General features: G+C 65.7%; 20 protein-coding genes. 14 read left to right on the top strand and 6 right to left on the bottom strand.

Features of this window, described 5'->3' with window-relative positions:
• Positions 1-115 precede the first annotated feature (115 nt).
• The 4 genes from AC07M1_RS14975 to AC07M1_RS14960 are packed head-to-tail and all read left to right on the top strand — an operon-like array spanning position 116 to position 3,664.
• Positions 116-1,177 carry a fumarylacetoacetate hydrolase family protein gene (locus AC07M1_RS14975; RefSeq protein ID WP_495163565.1) on the top strand — a complete coding sequence of 354 codons (1,062 nt, stop codon included), beginning with the start codon at positions 116-118 and terminating at the stop codon, positions 1,175-1,177.
• On the top strand, positions 1,174-1,950 hold the full coding sequence (gene xylB / locus AC07M1_RS14970) for a D-xylose 1-dehydrogenase (protein ID WP_495163425.1): 777 nt from the start codon (positions 1,174-1,176) through the stop codon (positions 1,948-1,950). The genes AC07M1_RS14975 and xylB overlap by 4 nt, the downstream gene beginning before the upstream one ends.
• Before the next feature lie 5 nt (positions 1,951-1,955).
• Positions 1,956-2,837 (top strand): SMP-30/gluconolactonase/LRE family protein, encoded by an 882-nt coding sequence (locus AC07M1_RS14965; RefSeq protein ID WP_495163424.1) that lies wholly within the window; start codon positions 1,956-1,958, stop codon positions 2,835-2,837.
• Entirely contained in the window at positions 2,834-3,664 is an 831-nt protein-coding gene (locus AC07M1_RS14960; RefSeq protein ID WP_495163423.1) for an aldose 1-epimerase, read from the top strand. The genes AC07M1_RS14965 and AC07M1_RS14960 overlap by 4 nt, the downstream gene beginning before the upstream one ends.
• Here AC07M1_RS14960 and AC07M1_RS14955 read toward each other — a convergent pair.
• From AC07M1_RS14955 to AC07M1_RS14945, 3 genes are all read right to left on the bottom strand, one after another.
• The gene (locus AC07M1_RS14955; RefSeq protein WP_495163422.1) at positions 3,661-5,439 is read right to left on the bottom strand and encodes an IlvD/Edd family dehydratase; all 1,779 of its coding nucleotides are present in this window, start codon (positions 5,437-5,439) and stop codon (positions 3,661-3,663) included. The genes AC07M1_RS14960 and AC07M1_RS14955 overlap by 4 nt on opposite strands.
• Positions 5,436-6,836 carry a sugar porter family MFS transporter gene (locus AC07M1_RS14950; protein ID WP_495163421.1) on the bottom strand — a complete coding sequence of 467 codons (1,401 nt, stop codon included), beginning with the start codon at positions 6,834-6,836 and terminating at the stop codon, positions 5,436-5,438. Before AC07M1_RS14950 ends, AC07M1_RS14955 begins: the two co-directional genes overlap by 4 nt.
• Before the next feature lie 81 nt (positions 6,837-6,917).
• Positions 6,918-7,967: a LacI family DNA-binding transcriptional regulator gene (locus AC07M1_RS14945; RefSeq protein WP_495163420.1), complete on the bottom strand. Its 1,050-nt coding sequence runs from the start codon at positions 7,965-7,967 to the stop codon at positions 6,918-6,920.
• Positions 7,968-8,147: 180 nt separating this feature from the next.
• Between AC07M1_RS14945 and pdxH the strand changes: the two genes are divergently transcribed.
• The 4 genes from pdxH (at position 8,148) to AC07M1_RS14925 (ending at position 10,762) form a co-directional block, all read left to right on the top strand.
• Positions 8,148-8,726 carry a pyridoxamine 5'-phosphate oxidase gene (gene pdxH, locus AC07M1_RS14940; RefSeq protein ID WP_495163419.1) on the top strand — a complete coding sequence of 193 codons (579 nt, stop codon included), beginning with the start codon at positions 8,148-8,150 and terminating at the stop codon, positions 8,724-8,726.
• A complete protein-coding gene (locus tag AC07M1_RS14935) occupies positions 8,723-9,643 on the top strand; it encodes a cation diffusion facilitator family transporter (RefSeq protein ID WP_495163418.1) in 921 nt (306 codons plus the stop codon). Before pdxH ends, AC07M1_RS14935 begins: the two co-directional genes overlap by 4 nt.
• Positions 9,643-10,329, top strand: coding sequence for a GNAT family N-acetyltransferase (locus AC07M1_RS14930; RefSeq protein WP_495163417.1), 687 nt, complete (start codon positions 9,643-9,645; stop codon positions 10,327-10,329). The genes AC07M1_RS14935 and AC07M1_RS14930 overlap by 1 nt, the downstream gene beginning before the upstream one ends.
• 106 nt (positions 10,330-10,435) lie before the next feature.
• A complete protein-coding gene (locus AC07M1_RS14925) occupies positions 10,436-10,762 on the top strand; it encodes a hypothetical protein (RefSeq protein WP_495163416.1) in 327 nt (108 codons plus the stop codon).
• A gap of 214 nt (positions 10,763-10,976) precedes the next feature.
• Here the strand turns inward: AC07M1_RS14925 and mnmA are convergent, their stop codons facing one another.
• Positions 10,977-12,086 (bottom strand): tRNA 2-thiouridine(34) synthase MnmA, encoded by a 1,110-nt coding sequence (gene mnmA, locus AC07M1_RS14920; RefSeq protein ID WP_495163415.1) that lies wholly within the window; start codon positions 12,084-12,086, stop codon positions 10,977-10,979.
• Positions 12,087-12,243: 157 nt separating this feature from the next.
• On the opposite strand from mnmA, the gene AC07M1_RS14915 reads away from it, so the two are divergent.
• The 3 genes from AC07M1_RS14915 to AC07M1_RS14905 all read left to right on the top strand — a co-directional run bounded on the left by AC07M1_RS14915 (position 12,244) and on the right by AC07M1_RS14905 (position 13,229).
• Positions 12,244-12,432 carry a hypothetical protein gene (locus AC07M1_RS14915; protein WP_495163414.1) on the top strand — a complete coding sequence of 63 codons (189 nt, stop codon included), beginning with the start codon at positions 12,244-12,246 and terminating at the stop codon, positions 12,430-12,432.
• 100 nt (positions 12,433-12,532) lie between these two features.
• Positions 12,533-12,832, top strand: coding sequence for a CtrA inhibitor SciP (sciP, locus tag AC07M1_RS14910; RefSeq protein WP_495163413.1), 300 nt, complete (start codon positions 12,533-12,535; stop codon positions 12,830-12,832).
• 133 nt (positions 12,833-12,965) lie between these two features.
• Positions 12,966-13,229, top strand: coding sequence for a GlsB/YeaQ/YmgE family stress response membrane protein (locus AC07M1_RS14905; RefSeq protein ID WP_495163412.1), 264 nt, complete (start codon positions 12,966-12,968; stop codon positions 13,227-13,229).
• 89 nt (positions 13,230-13,318) lie between these two features.
• On the opposite strand, the gene AC07M1_RS14900 is transcribed toward AC07M1_RS14905, so the two are convergent.
• Positions 13,319-14,032, bottom strand: coding sequence for an SIMPL domain-containing protein (locus AC07M1_RS14900; protein WP_495163411.1), 714 nt, complete (start codon positions 14,030-14,032; stop codon positions 13,319-13,321).
• A 90-nt stretch (positions 14,033-14,122) separates the two neighbouring features.
• A complete protein-coding gene (locus AC07M1_RS14895; protein WP_495163410.1) occupies positions 14,123-14,533 on the bottom strand; it encodes a GlsB/YeaQ/YmgE family stress response membrane protein in 411 nt (136 codons plus the stop codon).
• Positions 14,534-14,638: 105 nt separating this feature from the next.
• Here AC07M1_RS14895 and AC07M1_RS14890 point away from each other — a divergent pair, with 105 nt between their 5' ends.
• The 3 genes from AC07M1_RS14890 (at position 14,639) to AC07M1_RS14880 (ending at position 20,333) form a co-directional block, all read left to right on the top strand.
• Positions 14,639-15,841, top strand: a complete 1,203-nt coding sequence (locus tag AC07M1_RS14890; RefSeq protein WP_495163409.1) for an efflux RND transporter periplasmic adaptor subunit — start codon at positions 14,639-14,641, stop codon at positions 15,839-15,841.
• Positions 15,842-15,862: 21 nt separating this feature from the next.
• The gene (locus AC07M1_RS14885) at positions 15,863-18,997 is read left to right on the top strand and encodes an efflux RND transporter permease subunit (RefSeq protein ID WP_495163408.1); all 3,135 of its coding nucleotides are present in this window, start codon (positions 15,863-15,865) and stop codon (positions 18,995-18,997) included.
• 130 nt (positions 18,998-19,127) lie between these two features.
• Positions 19,128-20,333 carry a DUF445 domain-containing protein gene (locus tag AC07M1_RS14880; protein ID WP_495163407.1) on the top strand — a complete coding sequence of 402 codons (1,206 nt, stop codon included), beginning with the start codon at positions 19,128-19,130 and terminating at the stop codon, positions 20,331-20,333.
• The last annotated feature ends 3 nt before the right edge of the window (positions 20,334-20,336 follow it).

The following is a 20,336-nucleotide window of genomic DNA, read 5'->3' as shown; positions in this document are numbered from 1 at the left end:
TAGCGCTATCATTGTTCTGCCGCGAGGCGGAGCGAAGGAGAGAATTGTGCCTGAAGCTTTTGATGTGTCGGCGCTTCCGGAGGATGCCGCGCGGGCGATTCTCGCCGGTCGGGTGATGCTCACGGACGGACCGGTCCCGGCGATCATTCGGGAAGGCCGGGTCTTTGACGTTTCGGCGGTGGTCGAGACGACTGCGGATCTGTTCGATCTCGCCGATCCCGCGGGCGTGGCGGGAAGCTATCTCTGCGACGTCGCGGAACTCACCATTGGTGGCGGGGACTATGCCTTGCTCGCCCCGATCGATCTGCAATGCGTCAAGGCGTGCGGGGTGACCTTTGCGGTCTCGGCGATCGAACGCGTGATCGAGGAGCGCGCGCGTGGCGATGCCGGCCAGGCCGCGGCGATCCGCGCCGAACTGGAAGGCAAGATCGGCGGCGGCATCCGATCGGTGGTGCCCGGCGGCGATGAGGCCGCGAAGCTCAAGGCCGCACTGATCGATGCGGGCATGTGGTCGCAATATCTGGAGGTCGCGATCGGCCCGGATGCAGAGGTCTTCACCAAGGCGCCGGTGCTGTCGTCGGTCGGTTGGGGCGCGGAGGTCGGCATCCGCTCGGATTCGAGCTGGAACAACCCCGAGCCTGAAGTGGTGGTGATCGTCAATGCCGCGGGCAAGGTGGTCGGCGCGACTCTGGGCAACGACGTCAATCTTCGCGATTTTGAAGGGCGCAGCGCGCTGCTGCTCGGCAAGGCCAAGGACAATAACGCGGCGTGCGCGGTCGGGCCGTTCGTGCGGTTGTTCGACGCGCATTTCGGGATCAACGATGTCCGCGATGCCGAACTCGATCTGCTGATCGAGGGGCCGGAGGGCTACCGCCTCGAGGGGCATAGCTCGATGAATCAGATCAGCCGCGATCCGCTCGAACTGGTGCGTCAGACCCTGTCCGAGCATCAGTATCCGGACGGGTTCGCGCTGTTCCTGGGCACGCTGTTCGCGCCGGTGCAGGACCGCGACAATCCCGGCCGCGGCTTCACGCACAAGGTCGGCGATACGGTGCGCATTTCTTCGCCGAAGCTCGGTACCCTGACCAACCGGGTCACTACGTCCAAGGATGCCGCGCCCTGGACCTTCGGCATTCGTGACCTCTATCGCAGCATCGCTGCGCGGCGCGCTGGATGACGCATCCGACAGCAAGGTCCGCCGCGATCTACCCGAGCCTCAAGGGCAAGCGGGTACTGGTCACTGGTGGCGGATCGGGCATTGGTGCGGGGATTGTCGAGGGTTTCGCGCGGCAGGACGCCGATGTCACTTTTTTCGATATCGCTGAAACCGACTCGGCGTCGCTGGTCGAGCGGCTGATGACGGAAGGGCACGGAGCGCGTTTCGAGCGGGTGGACCTGACCGATGTCGCCAAGTTACAAGCAGTGATCGCTCGTCTGATCGAACGATCGGGCGGGTTCGATATCCTCGTCAACAACGCCGGCAATGACGACCGCCATGCGATCGACGATATCACCGAAGCCTATTGGGACGAGCGGCTCAGCGTGAATCTCAAGCACATGTTCTTCTGTGCGCAAGCGGTGGTGCCGGCGATGCGGACGAAGGGCAGCGGGGCGATCGTCAATCTCGGCTCGATCTCCTGGCATCTCGGCCTTAACGATCTAATTCTCTATCAGACCTGCAAGGCCGCGATCGAAGGATTGACCCGCAGCCTGGCCCGCGACCTTGGCCGCGACGGTATCCGCGCGACCTGTGTCATCCCCGGCAATGTCCGTACCCCGCGCCAACTCAAATGGTACACGCCGGATGGCGAGGCGGAGATCGTCGCCGCGCAGTGCCTTGACGGTCGGCTCGCGCCCGAGGACGTTGCGGCGATGGTGCTGTTCCTTGCCTCCGACGACGCGCGTCTGGTGACGGGACACAGCTATTTCGTGGACGCGGGCTGGCGCTGATGGGCGTGGCACTGAGCGCTCCGCGATCGGTCTGGGCGCTCGGCGCGCCGCTGCTCGAAGGGCCGGTCTGGGTGCAGCGCGATGCGGCCCTGTGGTTCGTCGACATCAAGTCGCACAAAGTCCACCGGTTCGATCCGGCAAGCGGAGAAAAACGCAGCTGGGACGCGCCCGCGCAGATCGGCTTCTGTCTCCCGATCGCGAACGGCAGGTTTGTCGCGGGATTGCAGACCGGGCTGGCGGTGTTCGATCCTGCCGATGGCGGCTTCACCCCGCTGACCGATCCCGAACCGACCTTGCCAGGCAACCGGCTGAATGACGGCACCGTCGATCCGAGCGGGCGGCTATGGTTCGGGACGATGGACGATGGCGAGCGTGACGCGACCGGAAGCATCTACCGCCTTGGCGTCGATGGCCGCTGCATTGCGGAGACGGGGGCGGTGTGCATCTCGAATGGGCCCGCGGTCAGCCCCGACGGGCGCACGCTCTACCATGTCGATACGCTGGCCGGCGTGATCCATGCCGTGGCGCTGGGCGCGGACGGGACGCTGGGCGCCTCGCGCGAATTCGTCGCGATCCCGAATGCGGAGGGCTTTCCTGACGGCCCAACTGTGGATGCCGAGGGCTGCGTTTGGATCGGCCTCTACAATGGTGGCACCGTGCGACGCTATTCGCCTGCCGGCGCGTTGCTGGAGGTGGTGGCGTTCCCGGTCGGCGCGATCACCAAGGTCGCGTTCGGTGGACCGGATCTGCGCACCGTCTATGCGACTACCGCGAACAAGCATCTCGATGCGCAGGGTCGGGCGGCCGAGCCTGGCGCGGGTGACCTGTTCGCATTCGATGTGTCCGTGCCCGGGATGCCGGGGACGGAGATTTCGGTCGGGCTGTGAAGCTTGAAGCGCATGGCTGGGCTCTTGAACTGCTGCCCGCGCTGGGCGGGGCGATCGGCGCGTTGCGGCATGATGGGCGCGACGTGCTGCGCCCGACGCCGGCGGGTGCGCGCGATGCACTGGAGACGAGCTGTTTCCCGCTGGTGCCCTATGCCAACCGCATCGCGTACGGGCGGTTCGGCTTCGCCGCGCAAAGCCATCAACTGCCGCTCAATTTCGGCGATCATCCACATAGCCTGCACGGACTTGGCTGGCGGGCCGAATGGGCGGTCATGGAAGCAGGTCAGGATCACGCGATGCTGGTTCATGCGCATGACGGGCGCGCGGGCTGGCCGTGGGCGTATCGGGCGGAGCAACGCGTCGTGCTGGCCCCGGGCAATGTCCGGGTGGAGCTGTCGCTGACCAATTTGGCGAACGCGCCGATGCCCGCGGGACTTGGCCTGCACCCCTATTTCCCGTGTGATGCGCAGACGCGATTGCGCTTCGAGGCGGAAGGCGTGTGGCTGGCGGACGCCACGATGCTGCCGACCGAAGTGGCGGTGGCGGCGCATTTCGGAGACTGGGCCGCGGGTGCGGTGGTTGCGGGCGAGACCCTGATCGACAATGCCTATGAAGGTTGGCACGGCGCGGCGAGAATCGGGCAGGCTTGGGGCGGGTTTACGATGCGAGGCGAGGGCGCGGGCGTGCTGCACCTCTTCCGTCCGTCCGGTACCGATTTCTTCTGCGCCGAGCCGGCGAGCCATTTGCCCGATGCGATCAATCGCGACGGGATGGACGCCCTCGCACCCGGTGAGAGCCGAACGCTGGCGATGACGCTGAACGTCTAGTGGTTGTGCCGTGGCACTTTCCTTGCGGTACCGCGATACTTGACCGCGAACTCCAGCACGCCGCCGGTCGAGAGCTGGCCGGTCCTTTCGCGGTACAATTCTTCCCACGGCGTCTGACTTTCAGGGATCGGCGGGGCCGGCTCGGTCTTGCGGCGAGCGATCTCCGTCTCGTCGACCAGCGCGTCGCAGCTGCCCGCGTTGAGATCGACGCGGATCATGTCGCCGGTGCGCAGCCAGGCGAGGCCGCCGCCCGCCGCGCTCTCGGGCGAGGCGTTGAGGATCGACGGGCTGTCCGACGTGCCGGACTGACGTCCGTCGCCAAGCGTGGGAAGGCTGGTGATCCCGGCCTTCAGCAGCGCGTCGGGTGGCTGCATGTTGACGACCTCGGCCGAGCCGGGCCAGCCGAGCGGGCCCGAGCCGCGGATGACGAGGATGCAGGTCTCTTCGATGTTCAGTGCCGGATCGTTGATGCGATGGTGGTAGTCGTCCGATCCGTCGAACACGATCGCCCGGCCTTCGAACACCCCTTCGCGCCCGGGCACCGAGAGATAGCGTGCGCGAAATTCGTCGGAGATCACGCTGGTCTTCATGATCGCGAAGTCGAACAGATTGCCCTTGAGGACGAGGAAGCCCGCCGCCTGCTTGAGTGGCGCGTCGAAGGGTAGGATCACGTCGCGGTCGGTCGCGGTAAGGCCTGCGACATTCTCGGCCAATGTGCGGCCCGTCACGGTGAGCGACGATCCGTTGATCTTGCCAGCAGCGAGCAGTTCGGTCAGCACTGCGGGCACGCCACCCGCACGATGGAAGCGCTCCGATAGATACTCGCCGGCGGGCTGCATGTTGACGAGCAGCGGCAGGTGATAGGCCGCCATCCAGTCCTCGGCGGTGATATCGACCCCGGCATGGCGCGCCATCGCGACCAGGTGCGGCTGGGCGTTGGACGAGCCACCGATCGCGGTGGTGAGCGCGATCGCATTGCGGAAGGCGGTGGGGGTCAGGATCTTCGAAGGGCGCAGATCCTCATACGCGATCTCGACCGCGCGGCGGCCGGTCGCATAGGCGATCTGCCCGCGCTCGCGATAGGGCGCGGGGATCATCGCGCAGCCGGGTAGAGATAGGCCCAGGCCCTCGGCGATCGCGTTCATCGTCGATGCGGTGCCCATCGTGTTGCAATGGCCGGCCGAGGGCGCGGACGCGGCGGCGGCGTCGAGGAATTCCTCCTCGCTGATCTCGCCCGCGCTAAGCTTGCGCCGCGCGCGCCAGATGACGGTGCCCGATCCGACCAGCTCGCCGTCATGCCAGCCGTCGAGCATCGGGCCACCGGAGAGGACGATGGCCGGAATGTCGACGGTCGATGCGGCCATCACCTGCGCCGGCGTGGTCTTGTCGCAGCCGGTGGTGAGCACGACCGCGTCTATGGGGTAGCCGTTGAGCAGCTCGACCAGCCCCAGATAGGCGAGGTTGCGGTCGAGCGCGGCGGTCGGCCGGCGGCAATTCTCGAAGATCGGATGGACCGGAAATTCCATCGGAATCCCGCCCGCATCGCGAATGCCGTCGCGCACGCGCTTGGCGAGGTCGATATGGATGCGGTTGCATGGGGACAGGTCCGACCCCGACTGCGCGATCGCGACGATCGGCTTGCCGGAACGCAGCTCTTCGGGCGTGAGGCCGTAGTTCATGAAGCGCTCGAGATAGAGCGCGGTCATGTCGCTGCGGCCCGGCGCGGCGAACCATTCGCGCGAACGGAAGGGCTGCGCTGGGGTGCGTGTCGTCATCCTTGCATGTCCTCGAGTTCCATGCCCTTGGTCTCATGGATGAATTTCTGGACCAGGAAGAAACTGATGACGGCGCACACCGCGTAGAAACTGTAGCTGACGGCAAGGCCCAAGCCCGCGGCCATGATCGGGAAGCTCTGCGCGATCAGGTAATTTGAGAACCATTGCGCGAAGCCGCACACGGCGAGCGCCGATCCGCGGATCTGGTTGGGGAACATCTCGCCCAGCATCACCCACATCACCGGGCCCCAGCTGACGTTGAAGAAGACGACGTAGAGATTGGCGGCGATCACCGCGATGACGCCCAACTGCTGCGACAGGACCAACTTACCCTGTGCATCGAGCGAGCCCTGACTGAAGGCGAGGACCATCGCGAACAGGGTGACGGCCATGCCCGCCGAGCCGATCAGCAGCAGCGGCTTGCGACCGATCCGGTCGACCATCGCGACGGTGATGAAGCATGCGGCGATCGAGACCAGGCCGGAGACGATGTTGATCAGCAGCGCGTCGTTCTCGGTAAAGCCCGCGAGCTGCCACAGGGTCGCGCCATAATAGAAGATCACATTGATGCCGACGAGCTGCTGGAACACCGCGAGCAGCAGCCCCGCCCAGACGATCGGACGGACGCCGCCCTTTACCGGGTCGAGAATGTCGCGCAGCGTGGGGCGGTGATCGGAGAAGCTCGCCTGGATCTCGGTGAGCTTCCGCGTCGCTGTGTCGGCGCCGAACAGGCTGGTGAGAACGCGCGATGCCTCTTCATGGCGGCCCTTGGAGACCAGGTAGCGCGGGCTTTCGGGGATGAAGAACAGCGCGATCAGGAACACGGTCGCCGGGATTGCCTGCATCCAGTACATCCAGCGCCAAGCCTCATACCCGCCCCAGAAGAGGTTGGTCGACGCGCCCGCGGTCTTTGCCAGCCAATAGTTCACCACGAACGCGGCGGTGAGGCCTGAGATGATCATGATCTGCTGGATCGTGGTCATGCGGCCACGGATGTTCGCCGGAGCGACCTCCGAAATGTAGGCGGGGGAGAGAACGCTCGCCGCACCCACAGCCATGCCGCCCGCAATGCGCGCGGCGACGAAGATCCATTGTTCGTGGCTGAACCCCTGGACCAGCGCGCCGATCAGGAACAGCAATGCCGTCAGGATCATGACGTTGCGGCGGCCCATCATGTCGGCGAGCCGACCTGCGAGGAAGGCGCCGATAAAGCAGCCGATCAGCAGCGATCCGACCGTGAAGCCAAGCCCGCCTTCGCTCAATGCGAACGTCGACTTGAGCCCCTCCTGTGTGCCGTTCACGGCGCCGCTGTCATAGCCGAACAACAGGCCGCCAATCGTCGCTATCGCGACGATGGCGATGATCAGGCCCATATTGGCTTGCCTTGCCTGGCTCATCCGTCCCTCCCCACCTGCGTTTCAAGACGCATTGTTAGCGGTAACTAATGCCGATGTGCCGGTGCGGCGGCAAGCACCAAACTAGTGCCTTGTCGGCCCCGCGGATTCGCGCAACACCAGTTGGTAGGGCAAAACTTCCTCTTCGGTCGCCTCGGTTTCGCCCGGCCGTTCGCGCACGCGGCGCAGCAGCATCGTGATCGCCGCGTCGGCCATTGCCGAGATCGGCTGGCGGATGGTGGTCAGCGCTGGCCAGATGCTGGTCGCGATCGCGGTATCGTCGAACCCGACGATGCTGAGGTCGCCGGGGACCTGAAGCCCGTGGCGGTGCGCGACGCCCACCGTGGCGGCGGCCATGTCGTCGTTCGACGCGAAGATCGCGGTCGGTCGGTTCGGCCCCTCCAGGATGCGCTCGGCGGCGTCGATGCCGGATCGATAGGTGAACAGGCCCTGTTCGATGTGTACGGATGCCGGATCGATCCCGGCTTCCGCCAGCGCGGCGACGAAGCCGCGATGACGTTCGGCGCTCGCGACCTGATTGGGATGCCCCTTGATGAAGCCGATCGATCGATGGCCGAGTTCAATCAGATGGCGGGTCATTGCACGCGCCGCCTCGAAATCGTCGATCCGTACGTTGAGCGTCCCGGCGTCCTGCGATCCCATCGCGATCGCGGCCCAGGGGATGCCCGCTTCGGCGAGCGCATTTCGTATCGCGGTGGATTCCGAGAGCGGCGGCGGGAGGACCACGCCGCGGACTTCGGCGTCGATCAGTTGGCGTACCGCCTCCACCTGCGCCGGGGCACCGTCATCCTCGCATGTTTCGAGCACGAGGTGGCAGCCCGCGCGTCGCGCCGCCTCCAGTGCGCCGATGAGCAACTGGCTAAGATAGCTCGCCGAGGGGTTGGCGTAGAGCAGCCCGATCTGCGCCGCGCCGCCCGCCGCGAGCGATCGCGCGGCTGCGTTGGGGCGGTAGTTCAACTGCTCGACGGCGGCGAGGACGGCCTTGCGCGTGTCCTCGCGCACATTGGTGCCGCCGTTCATCACGCGCGACACGGTCATCGCCGAGACGCCGGCGGCACGCGCCACGTCCTGCACGGTCACGCCGCCCAAAGTCCTGCGAGTCGAACGGCTCATGAAAATCTCCCGCGCACGGGATATGGGGGGGATGCGGACATTGCAATCGGGCGGCCCACGATAGGACCTGTGGTGCGATGTGGCTTTGAGTGCGAAGCCTCCGTTCAGGGGCCGCCGATGCCGGCTGCCACGCCATGACCCTCCTTTTTATGTACGGCGCGAAGGCGTATGGGCGGGCGCATGACGACCGATCCCTTTACGCTGTTCGGCCAATGGTACGCCGAAGCACGCACGACCGAGCCGAATGATTCCAACGCGATGGCGCTGGCGACGGTGGACGTCGCGGGCCAGCCATCGGTGCGGATGGTGCTGCTGAAGGGCCATGGCCCAGACGGTTTCGTCTTCTATACCAACCGCGAGAGCCGCAAGGCGGGCGAGCTGGCGGCGGTGCCGCGCGCGGCATTGCTGTTCCACTGGAAATCGCTGCGCCGCCAGATCCGGATCGAAGGGGCGGTGACCCTCGCCACCGACGTGGAATCCGACACCTATTTCGCCAGCCGCAGCCGGGATTCGCAGCTCGGTGCCTGGGCGAGCGACCAGTCACGCCCGCTCGACGCGCGCGACACGTTCGAGGCCCGCTACGAAGCCGCGCGTGAACGGTTCGAAGGAGGCGACGTGCCGCGACCGCCGCATTGGGGTGGCTATCGCGTAACCCCGCAGCGGATCGAATTCTGGCAGGACCGCGAACACCGGCTCCACGAGCGCCGCGTTTTCACCCGCACCGCCGACGGGTGGGACGAGGGGCTGCTGTACCCGTGAGCAACCTTGCGCGCCGGGCCGCGATCGCCAGCGTCTGCGCGGCGGTGCTGCTCGGCGTGCTCAAGGCCTGGGCGGCGTGGCGCACCGGGTCGGTGGCGATGCTCGCCAGCCTCGCCGACAGCCTGCTCGACCTTGTCGCATCGCTGGTGACGTTGGCGGGGGTGCACATCGCGGCGCAGCCCGCCGATGCCGAACACCGCTTCGGCCATGGCAAGGCCGAGGCGCTGGCGGCGTTGTTCCAGGTCGCGTTGATCTCGGTCTCCGCCTGCCTGATCGCGGTGCGCGCGGTGCAGCGGCTGAATTCGGGCGATGTCGCGGCGGATGCCGAATCGGGGATCGCGGTGTCGGTCGCGGCGATCATCGTGACCTTGCTGCTTACCGCCTATCAGCGGCGCGCGATCGCCGCGACCGGATCGGTGGCGATCAAGACCGACCGGCTGCACTATCAGTCGGACCTGCTGCTCAATGTCGCAGTGATCGTTGCGCTGGTGTCCGATCAGTATCTAGCCTTCACCGGCGCCGATCCGCTGTTCGGCATCGTCATCGCCGCCTGGCTGCTGTGGGGCGCATGGCATGGCGCGAGCGAGGCGATCGCGCAGTTGATGGATCGCGAATGGCCGGACGAGAAGCGCCGCACCTTTGTCGAGGTCGCGGCGCGAGAGCCGGGGCTGGAGAGCCTGCACGACCTGCGCACGCGCACCAGTGGATCGCAGGACTTCGCCCAGTTTCACATCGCTTTGCCCGGAAACACGTCCGTGGCCGACGCGCATGCGTTGGTCGAAAAGCTGGAAGCCCGGCTTGAAGCGGCGTTCCCGGGCACCGAAATCCTGATCCATGTCGATCCGGCGGGGCATGTCGATCATCCCGGCAACGACCTGCGCGAGGCCGACGAGATCGAACAGCTCAAGGATAAGTGATGTCTGACACTTCGCACCCGCTCGACCGGCCCGTCTGGACCGCGTTGACCGGGCGGCAGACGGGTTTCGCCGCGGGCGATGCGCGCGCGGTTCGCTACCGGCCCGAGATCAACCTGCTCGCGGCGGCGGCTGATGATTCGCCCGAGGCGCTGGCGGCGCTCACCGCGCTGGTGCCTGTCGGTGGGAAGATCGCGACGGTCGAGGGTGCACAGACTTTGGTGCCGCCGGGTCTGGTCGTCGTGAAGCAGGCCATGCTGGTCCAGATGATCGCCGAGAATCCAGCCCCGGCCGAACCGCTCGACTATCTCGACCTTGGCGATGCCGATGCGCCCGAGATGCTGGCACTCGCCACGCTGACCGAACCCGGCCCGTTCGTGGAGGCGACGCACCGGCTGGGCGAGTTCATCGGCATTCGCGTCGACGGCCAGCTTGTCGCCATGTCGGGAGAACGGATGCGCGGGCCGGGCCTGACCGAGGTGAGCGCGGTTTGCACCCATCCCGACTGGCGCGGCCGTGGGCTGGCCGGCAAGCTGATGCGGGTGGTGATGGCGCGGATCGTCGCGCGCGGCGAAACGCCGTTCCTGCACAGCTATGCGAGCAATGCCGGGGCGATCGCGCTGTACGAGAAACTGGGGTTTCGGGTGCGGCGCGAGGTGATCGCGACGTTCATGGAGCGGCGGGACTGAGCGGCGGCAATGGGGTGAATTGCCGTCTGTTCGGTTCCATCATAGACTAGGTCTCATTGCGGAAAATATTCAACTTGGGCATTCAATGCCGAGCTGGAAAAGTAAGATGTCCGTTCTGTTGTTCATCCCAGATCCTGCGAATGATTCGGAGAAGAAATTTTCAGTGCCTATCTTAGATGAGGCATCATTCAATAAAAGCGTGCTTCCTATAGCGAAGCGCGTTGGGGCGGAGATGGTATGTGGATTCGGTGCTGGATTTGAAATTTCATCTTCTAATCGCGACGATCTTGAAAGTAACTTGCAAGAGGTGCTTGCAAATATCCCATCGACAAAAGAGTGCACGGAGTATGTCGGCCCGCGTCTACGCAATCTTATTTTTGAACTCCGGCGAGCATTTGAGGATAGACCTGACGTCCTTCTTTATATCGGATAGTTGAGACGCGGCGACCGCAAAGGGTTCGCTAGCGGTCATTCCTCTTCTCCGTCATCCCGGCTCTGCGCCGGGATCCACGGTGCCACAAAGGGTGCGATTGAGCCTTTTGCTTTCGGCTTGCCTCCGGGTGAATCCCGGCACAGGGCCGGGATGACGGTCTAGGGACATGCCTGCGATCAGGTCGTCACTCGACGTCGCAATCGTCGCGGCCGCTTCAGGCCGCCACCAGCTCCGCCCGTTCGGTTTCCTTGATCCAGCCGCCGCCGAGCACGCGCTCGCCGGCATAGAGCACGGCGGCCTGGCCGGGGGCGACGCCATATTCGGGCGTGTCGAACACCACGCGGCCGTCTACCAGCCGGGCAGGGGCGGGCTTGGCCATCGAGCGGACCTTGGCGGTCATCGGACCGTCATAGCTGCCGCCGAGCCAGTTCACCCCCTCGATTCGCGCGGCGCGGACGGCGAGCGCGGTCTTGGGGCCGACCACCACTTCGCGGCGTTCGGGATCGAGGCGGATGACGTAGAGCGGCTCGGGGCTGCCGCCGATCTCCAGCCCGCGGCGCTGACCGACGGTGAAGTGGATCAGGCCCTTATGCTCGCCGAGCGTGCGGCCGGTTTCGTCGACGATCTTGCCCGCGGTGTCCGCTTCGGGACGCAGCTTCTTGACCAGCCCGGCATAGTTGCGGTCGGGGACGAAGCAGATGTCCTGGCTGTCGGGCTTGGTCGCGACGGCCAGGCCGATCTCCGCCGCGATCTCGCGCACGCGCGCCTTGGGCATCGCGCCCAACGGGAAGCGCAGGAAATCGAGCTGGTCGCCGGTGGTTGCGAACAGGAAATAGCTCTGGTCGCGCGCGGGGTCGGCGCCCTTGTGCAGTTCCGCGCCTTCAGCTCCGACCATGCGCTGTACATAATGGCCGGTGGCGAGGCAGTCGGCGCCGAGATCGCGGGCGAGCGCGAACAGGTCGGTGAACTTCGGCCCCATATTGCACTTCACGCACGGGATCGGGGTTCGGCCGGCAAGATATTCGTCGGCGAAATCGTCGATTACCTGCTCGCGGAAGCTCGATTCATGGTCGAAGACATAATGCGCGATGCCGAGGCGATCGCACACGGCGCGCGCGTCGCGGATGTCGCGGCCGGCGCAGCAGCTGCCCGAACGGCCGGTCGCCTCGCCATGATCATAGAGCTGGAGCGTTACGCCGATCGTCTCGGCGCCGGTGCGCGCGGCGAGCGCGGCCACGACCGAGGAATCGACGCCGCCCGACATGGCAACAACGATTCGCCGCTTCTCCAGCGGTCCGCTCAACTGAAAATCGGGTCCGGTCATCGCGCCGCCACATAGGGATTTGCGGGCCGGGATGCAAAAAACCGCCCGCGTTTACTCCCCCTTCAACCTTCGGGCTTATTCAAAATGGGTGGATTCGACCTCAAGGTGAGTAGCGTTTGTGGACCTGAGCTTCCGATTCGACCGGGACGTCGCGGTGATGACCGCAATCCCCACCGAACTCGCGGTGCTGATGGTTGGCATCGCCGCTCGACAGGCGGCGAGTCCGACCGCTCAGCTTCAGGCGGTGCTCGATCGGCCCTTGCCGACCGGCGCGCTGCTCGCGCCCGCGCACGGTGCGTTCAACCGTCCGATGGAAGCCACGCTAACCGGCTGGCAACAGCAATGAAGGCGGCGTTTACCGTGCCGCTTAGGCGATGCTCAAGCCGCGACGACTATGGTCGTTACAGAACAAAGACGGGGACCCCCCGCCCTGATCGAGGTAGGTAATGATTGAAAACCAGAAGATCCGACCAGCCAAGGTGATCGGACCGCTCGGCGAGCCGCTGACGCTTGACTCGCTGCCCCCGCCCGAAACGACCCGTTGGGTTGTGCGCCGCAAGGCGGAGGTGGTCGCGGCCGTCAATGGCGGCCTGCTCACCGTGGATGAAGTGTGCGACCGCTACAGCCTGACGGTCGAGGAATTTGCCGGCTGGCAGCGCGCGATCGATCGGTCGGGCATGCCCGGCCTGCGCGTGACGCGGATCCAGCATTATCGTTCGCTCTACGAGCGGCAGCAGAAATACTGATCCGCAGCTTTTCGAAATTCGGTTTCTCCCACCGCCCGCGCCCACAAGGCGCGGGCGGAACCATTTTGGGGGCTGGTGAGTCTCATTCTCCACCTGCGCCGCGGCGATGCGGACGCAAAGATGGAGGAAAATCATGGACCTCGTCGGAATTATCGTGTGGCTCGCCATCGGTGGTGTCGTCGGCTGGCTCGCCAGCCTGGTGATGCGGACCGACGCTCAGCAAGGCATCTTGCTGAACGTGGTGGTCGGCATCGTCGGCGCGTTCATCGGCGGACTGATCTTCAGCGGCGGATCAATCAACGCCGGACTGTCGGTCTACAGCTTCATCGTTTCGCTGGTCGGCGCGATCATTCTGCTGGCGGTCGTCAATCTGGTCCGCCGCGGATCGGTGCGTTGATGGGTTGGGCGCGGCTGTGCCGCCTTTGATTCAGCCACGCTGAACCAAAAAAAGGGCCGCCCCGTCGAGGGGGCGGCCCTTTGTTGTTCTTACTTGAGCAGGAAGCGGACGCGGACCGTGACGTTGACGCGCTGCTCGCCGGGTACGACCTGGGTCGAATCCTTGGCTTCGGCGCGGACCATCATCCCCATCACCGGGCCGGGCATACCGACGTCATTGCCTTCGCTCAGCGACACCAGCCGGTCGACCCGCATGCCCAGCGCGCGGGCATAGAGGTCGGCGCGGGCACGGGCGCGCTTGACGGCATCGACGCGCGCTTCGTCCTGCGCGGCTTCGATCTGGTCGATCGAAAGGTTCGGGCCGTCGATCTGATTGGCGCCCTGCTTCACCAGCGCGTCGAGGATATTGCCGCTCTTGGCGATGTCGCGGAACTTGACCGATACATTGTTCGACGCCTGATAACCGGTGATCACCGGCGGCTGGTTCTCGGCATAGCGATATTGCGGATTGAGCGAGATGGTCGCGGTTTGCACGTCGCGGTCGGCGACGCCGGCGGCCTTGAGTGCGGCGAGCACGCTCTTCATCTGCGTGGCATTGGCGGCGAGCGCGGCCGCGGCGGTTGGTGCCTGGGTCACCACGCCGGCGCGAATCGTCGCGATGTCGGGAACGCGGCTCGCCTCGCCGTCCGCGACCACCTCGAGCAGCGTGCCTTCAGACACCAGCACACCCGGCGCGGGCACCTGCGCGTTGGCGGTCATGGGAAGCGCGGCGGCGGCGGCCGCGAGGGTCAGCAATCGAACCATTCAATAAGGCCTTTCCAGCTAGTTGTCCCGCCGCGCTAACTGGCGGCGGGACAACGGAAGCTGAACGGACCCAAAGAGGCGAACCCGTAATCAGGCCGCCCGCCGGGCGATGACCACGCGATAAAGGGCCAGCAATACGACCGCGCCGATCGTGGCGGCGATGTAGCTGGCGAACTTGCCGGTCAGGCTGATGCCGATGGCCGGCGCGATGAAAGCGGCGAGCAACGCGCCCGCGATACCGATCAGGATGGTAACGATGATGCCGCCCGGGTCCTTGCCGGGCATGATCAGCTTGCCAAGAGCGCCTGCGACCAGGCCGATGAGGATCCAACCGATAATACCGTCGGGCATGCTTTCCTCCTGTTTTGCGGTTTCCGTCGCGGGAAACCGCGCGGGAACTTGCCTGAGGATGCGGGCGCTGCAAACCCCGATTCGACCATGCGTCGCAGCATCGGGCCGCAGTTCGTCCCCTTGCGGAACAAGACGAAAACGGGCAGTCAAAGCAACAGCGTAACGACGGCTATTGAGGCCGGTGATATATTCAGATAATACAGCGCGACGGGATGGCCCGAAGCGGCCGCAATGGCCGGGGTGATGGGGTCGCGCATGAACTATGAGGCACGGATGTTTGGCAGGGACGAACAGCTGGCGATTGCCGGCGAGGGTGAAGGTCGGTCGCGGCGGCTCTGGTGGATCATCGGCGGACTGATCTTGGTCGCGGCGCTCGCGGGCGCGTGGTTCGCGTTCGGTTCAGGCGGTTCGGATGGCGGCAAGGCTGCCGCTGCGGGCAGGGGCGGGGAAGGCGGCAATCGCCAGCTTCCGGTGGTCAGCGTTGCGGTGCCCGGCCGTCAGGAAATCGATCGCGTGATTTCCGGCACCGGCTCGCTCGCCGCGCGCCGTGAGATGCCGGTCGGCGTCGCCGGTGAGGGCGGTGAGGTCACGCGCGTACTGGTCGAGCCGGGCGACTGGGTCGCCGCTGGACAGGTGCTGGCGACGGTCGACCGCTCGGTCCAGTCGCAGACCGCCCAGTCCCAGGCCGCCAGCGTTCGCGTTGCGCAGGCCGATCTCGGAATCGCCCAGGCCGAACTCGATCGCGCCAAGCAGCTCGTCGCGCGCGGGTTCGTGTCGAAGGCCGATATCGACCGCAAGACCGCGACCCGCGATGCCGCTGCGGCGCGCGTCCGCGTCGCGCAGGCACAGCATTCGGAAACCAATGCGCGCAACCGCCGGCTCGACATCCGTTCCCCTTCGGCCGGCTTGGTCCTGACCCGCACGGTCGAGCCGGGGCAGATCGTCAGCGCCGGTTCCGGGACGCTGTTCCGCGTCGCGCAGGGCGGCCAGTTCGAGATGCGCGTGCAGCTCAGCGAAGCCGATCTTCAGCGCATTCCCGTCGGCGCGCGCGTCGATGTGACGCCGACCGGCACCGAGGAGAAGTTCGCGGGCCAGGTGTGGCAGGTATCGCCGGTGATCGATCCGCAGACCCGTCAGGGCATCGCCCGCGTCGCGCTGTCCTATAACAAGGCGCTGCGTCCCGGCGGCTTTGCCAGCGCGATCATTCATTCGGGCGGGCAGGTGGCGCCGATGCTTCCGCAATCGGCGATCCAGAGCGATACCAAGGGCAATTTCGTCTACATCCTGAATGCCAAGGACGAAGCGGAGCGCCGCCCGATCACCACGGGCGACGTTTCCGATGTGGGTGTGGCGATCACTACCGGCCTCCAGGGCACCGAGCGTGTCGTGCTGACGGCGGGCGCCTTCCTGAATCCTGGGCAGAAGGTGAAGCCCAACCTCACGAAGCTGCAGCGCTGACGCGGATCTAAGGACACAGCCATGGGTTTTCGCAACATCTCGGCCTGGTCGATCCGGAACCCGGTTCCGCCGATCGTGCTCTTCATCGCACTGACGATCGCGGGGTTCGTCAGCTTCGCGCGGATGGACGTGAACAACGATCCGGACATCGACTTCCCGGTCGCGATCGTCACGATCAGCCAGCCGGGCGCCGCGCCGACCGAGCTGGAAACCCAGATCACCCAGCGTGTCGAATCCGCGGTGCGTGCCCTGCAGGGGATCGACCAGATCGAATCGAACGTGACCGAGGGTAATTCCACCACGGTCATCCAGCTCGATATCGGCACTCCGATCGACCGCGCGGTCAACGACGTGCGTGAGGCGATCAACCAGATTCGCGGCCAGCTGCCCGACGGCATTCTCGAGCCGCAGGTGTTCCGCGCCAACACCACCGACAACGACATCGCCAGCTTCACCGCCATCGCCACCGACATGACGATGGAGGAGCTCTCCTGGTACGTCGACAATTCGGTGACCAAGGAATTGCTGTCGGTTTCGGGCCTGACGGGGGTCGACCGCGTCGGCGGCGTCAACCGTGAGATCCGCATCATCCTCGATCCCGCCAAGGTCCAGGCCTATGGCCTGACCGCGAGCCAGGTGAACCAGCAGCTGCGCCAGGTGAACCTCAACGCCGCGGGCGGCCGTGCGGAAATCTCGGGCACCGAACAGTCGGTGCGCGTGCTCGGTAACGCGGCCAACGCCCATGCGCTCGGCCAGACCCAGATCGCGATCGGCGGCGGCCGCACGGTCCGCCTGTCCGACATCGCGCAGGTCAAGGACCTCTATGCCGAGCTGCGCAGCAACGCCGAATGGAACGGCAACCAGGTGCTCGCCTTCGACATCAAGCGCGGCAAGGGTGCTTCGGACGTCGCGGTGTTCCATGAGGCGGAACAGAAGCTGAAGAAGCTTCAGGAGACGAATCCGAAGGTTCGCTTCGAGGTGCTGTTCAACAACACCGAATATGCCGAATCGCAGTATAAATCGGCACTCTGGGCATTGATCGAAGGGTCGGTCCTCGCGCTGATCGTGGTCTATCTGTTCCTGCGCGACTGGCGCGCCACGCTGATCTCGGGCCTGGCGATTCCGCTGTCGGCGATCCCGACCTTCTTCTTCATGGAACTGCTTGGCTTCAACCTGAACCAGATGACGCTGCTCGCGCTCAGCCTGGTGGCGGGCGTGCTGGTCGACGACGCGATCGTGGAGATCGAGAATATCGTCCGCCACATGCGCATGGGCAAGACGGCGTATCAGGCCTCGATCGACGCGGCGGACGAAATCGGCGTCGCGGTGGTCGCGACCACCATGTCGATCGTCGCGGTGTTCCTGCCCGTCGGCATGATGCCGGGCGTTTCCGGCCAGTTCTTCAAGAATTTCGGCCTCACCGTCGTCGCGGCGGTGTTGATGAGCCTTGCCGTCGCGCGTCTCATCTCGCCGATGATCGCCGCCTATTTCCTGAAGGCGAAGGGCCACGCCACCCATGGTGAAGGGTGGATGATGGACCAGTATATGAAGATCCTGCACTGGACGCTCCGCCATCGCTGGTCGGCGATCGTCGGTGGCATCGTGTCGCTGGCGTTGACGGTGATGTTCTTCGCGATCCTGCCCAAGACCTTCCAGCCCAATCTCGACCAGGATTCGGTGACCGCGAGCATCGAGATGGTGCCGGGTACGACGCTTCAGCAGACCAAGGTCGTGGTCGACCGCGTCCGCGATCTGTTGGCCAAGCAGGAGGGGGTCGAGAACACCTATTCGCGTGCGTTCGTCGGCAATGGCCGCGTCACCGCGATGCTTGCCGACAAGCGCGACTTCAAGAGCGACGAGTTCGAGCGCCGGATGACGCCAGCGTTGGCGGCCATTCCGGACGCGCGCGTCTCGTTCCGCAACCAGCAGGGCTGGGGCGGGTCGGGCCGCGCCCTGACGATCACCCTGGGCGGCGAGGATCCGGCGCTGCTGACCCGTACCGCGCAGAAGATCGTCGAGGAGATGGAAGGGCTCAAGACCGTGGTCGCGCCACGTATCTCGGGCGATCTCCAGCGACCCGAAATCGTGATCCGACCGCGCATGGACCTGGCCGCCAATCTCGGCGTCACCACCGCGGCGCTCTCCAGCGCGATCCGCATCGCGACCTTGGGCGACATCGACCAGAACAGCGCGCGCTTCTCGCTTTCGGATCGCCAGATCCCGATCCGCGTCGCGCTTGAGGAAGACGCGCGCGCCAAGCTGTCGACGATCCAGAATCTGCCGGTTCAGACCCAGTCGGGCGGATCGGTGCCGTTGAGCCTGGTCGCTGATATCGGCTTCGGCGCGGGTCCCACCCGCATCGACCGGATCAACAAGCAGCGCCGCATCATGATCGGTGCCGACCTTGCCCCCGGCGTGGTCAGCGGCGACGCGATGAAGCAGATCGACGCGCTGCCAGCGATGAAGAACCTGCCGCTCGGTGTCGGCAAGCTCGAGGTCGGCTCGGCCAAATGGCAGGCGGAGATGATCCAGAACTTCATCATCGCGGTGGTGGCGGGCATCTTCCTCGTCTTCGCGGTGCTGGTGCTGCTCTATCGCCGCTTCGTCTCGCCGTTGGTCAACATGGGGTCGCTGCTGCTGGCGCCGCTGGGCGGGTTGTTCGCGCTGTGGATCGCGGGTCAGCCGATCTCGATGCCGGTCTATATCGGTATCCTGATGCTGCTCGGTATCGTCGCCAAGAACTCGATCCTGCTGATCGACTTCGCCATCGAGGAGATGGAGAAGGGCGTCGACAAGATGACGGCGATCGCCGACGCCGGGCACAAGCGCGCCCAGCCGATCGTGATGACCACGGTGGCGATGGTGGCGGGCATGGTGCCGACCGCGGTTGCGCTGTCGGGCGACGCCGCCTGGCGCGCGCCGATGGGCGTCACCGTGATCGGCGGTCTGATCCTGTCGACCATCCTGACGTTGCTGATCGTCCCGGCGAGCTTCAGCCTGGCGATCGGGGTGGAGAAGTGGATGGGGCCGCGCCTGCGCCGCCGCCTGCTGACCTACACGCCCGGCGACGAGCACGGCCCCCAGGGTGGCGCCGTGATCGAGCAGCAGGGGCGCCTTGGCCATCAGGGTGGGGAGGGTACCCAGCCTGCCGAGTGAACCAAACGCGCGCGGGGGGATTGTTACGGGCATGAGCCCGCCTCCCCGCACGCAGTCTCGCCGTAATGGGTCCGGCGGTCTGTTCGCCGCCCGTATTCGCCGCGAACCCGCGCCGCCGGGTTTGCGGCGGATGCGTTTCATCGCCACCGGCCTGCTGGTGGCGATGGCGGCGGTGTACTTCGCCGCGCGCCACTATGAGCCCATCTATCCCATGGTGGGATTCGTGCGGGCGTTCGCGGAAGCGGCGATGGTCGGTGGCCTTGCCGACTGGTTCGCGGTCACGGCGCTGTTCCGCCACCCGCTCGGCCTTCCGATCCCGCACACCGCGATCATCCCTCGCAACAAGGACAGGATCGCGACGGCGCTCGCCAACTTCCTGCGCGACAATTTCCTCGTCCCTTCCGTGGTGGCGCGACGGATGCACCGCGTCGATGTCGCCACCGCCGCCGGCAAATGGCTCGCCCAGCCGCCGGGAAGCTCGGGCCGTCTACGTCGGGGCGCATCGCGCATGGCGGCGAGCCTGCTCGAATCGCTCGATCAGGAGCAGTTGGGCGGGATGATCAAGGGCGCGGTCGCCAACCGCCTGCGCCAGACGGACATTTCACCCTTGATGGGACAGGCGCTGGGCGCGGCGATCGCGGAGGAGCGCCATATCCCGCTGATGGACGGCATGCTGCGCTGGCTCGCCAAGATCATCGATCAGAATGAGGCACTGATCCGCAAGATGGTGCACGAACGTGCCGGATCGATCATGCGCTGGACCGGCCTCGACGAAACGCTGGCCAACGCCATCATCGACGGCCTCTACAAGCTGGTCGCCGACGTCGCCGAAGACCCCGGCCATCCGCTGCGCGCCAAGGTCGAGGAAGGGCTGGAGAAGCTCGCCTTCGACCTCCAGTTCGACATTCCGACGCGGATCAAGGTGGAGGAGTTCAAGGCCGATCTGCTCGACAATCCCGCGCTCGCCCGTTGGATCGAGGGGATGTGGGAACAGGCGCGCGCCGCCTTGCTTCGTGTCGCGCGTGATCCCGACGCGGCGCTCGCCGGTAAGCTCGGCGATGCGCTGCGCCAGCTGGGTGAGACGCTGCAGAACGACCCGCGCCTTAGCCATATGATCAACCGCTTCGTCCGCCGTGCCGCGGTCGGTACCGCCGCCGATTATGGCGACGGCATCGTCCGGCTGGTGTCGGACACGGTGCGCGGCTGGGACGCGCAAACGATCACCGGCCGGCTCGAGAATGCGGTGGGACAGGACCTGCAATATATCCGCATCAACGGCACGCTTGTGGGCGGGCTAGTCGGTCTCATCATCCACACATTGCATGTGTGGCTGTGAGGC

This window comes from Sphingomonas sp. GW821-FHT10C01, assembly GCF_059415525.1.
This window is presented reverse-complemented; position numbering and strand designations above follow the sequence as displayed.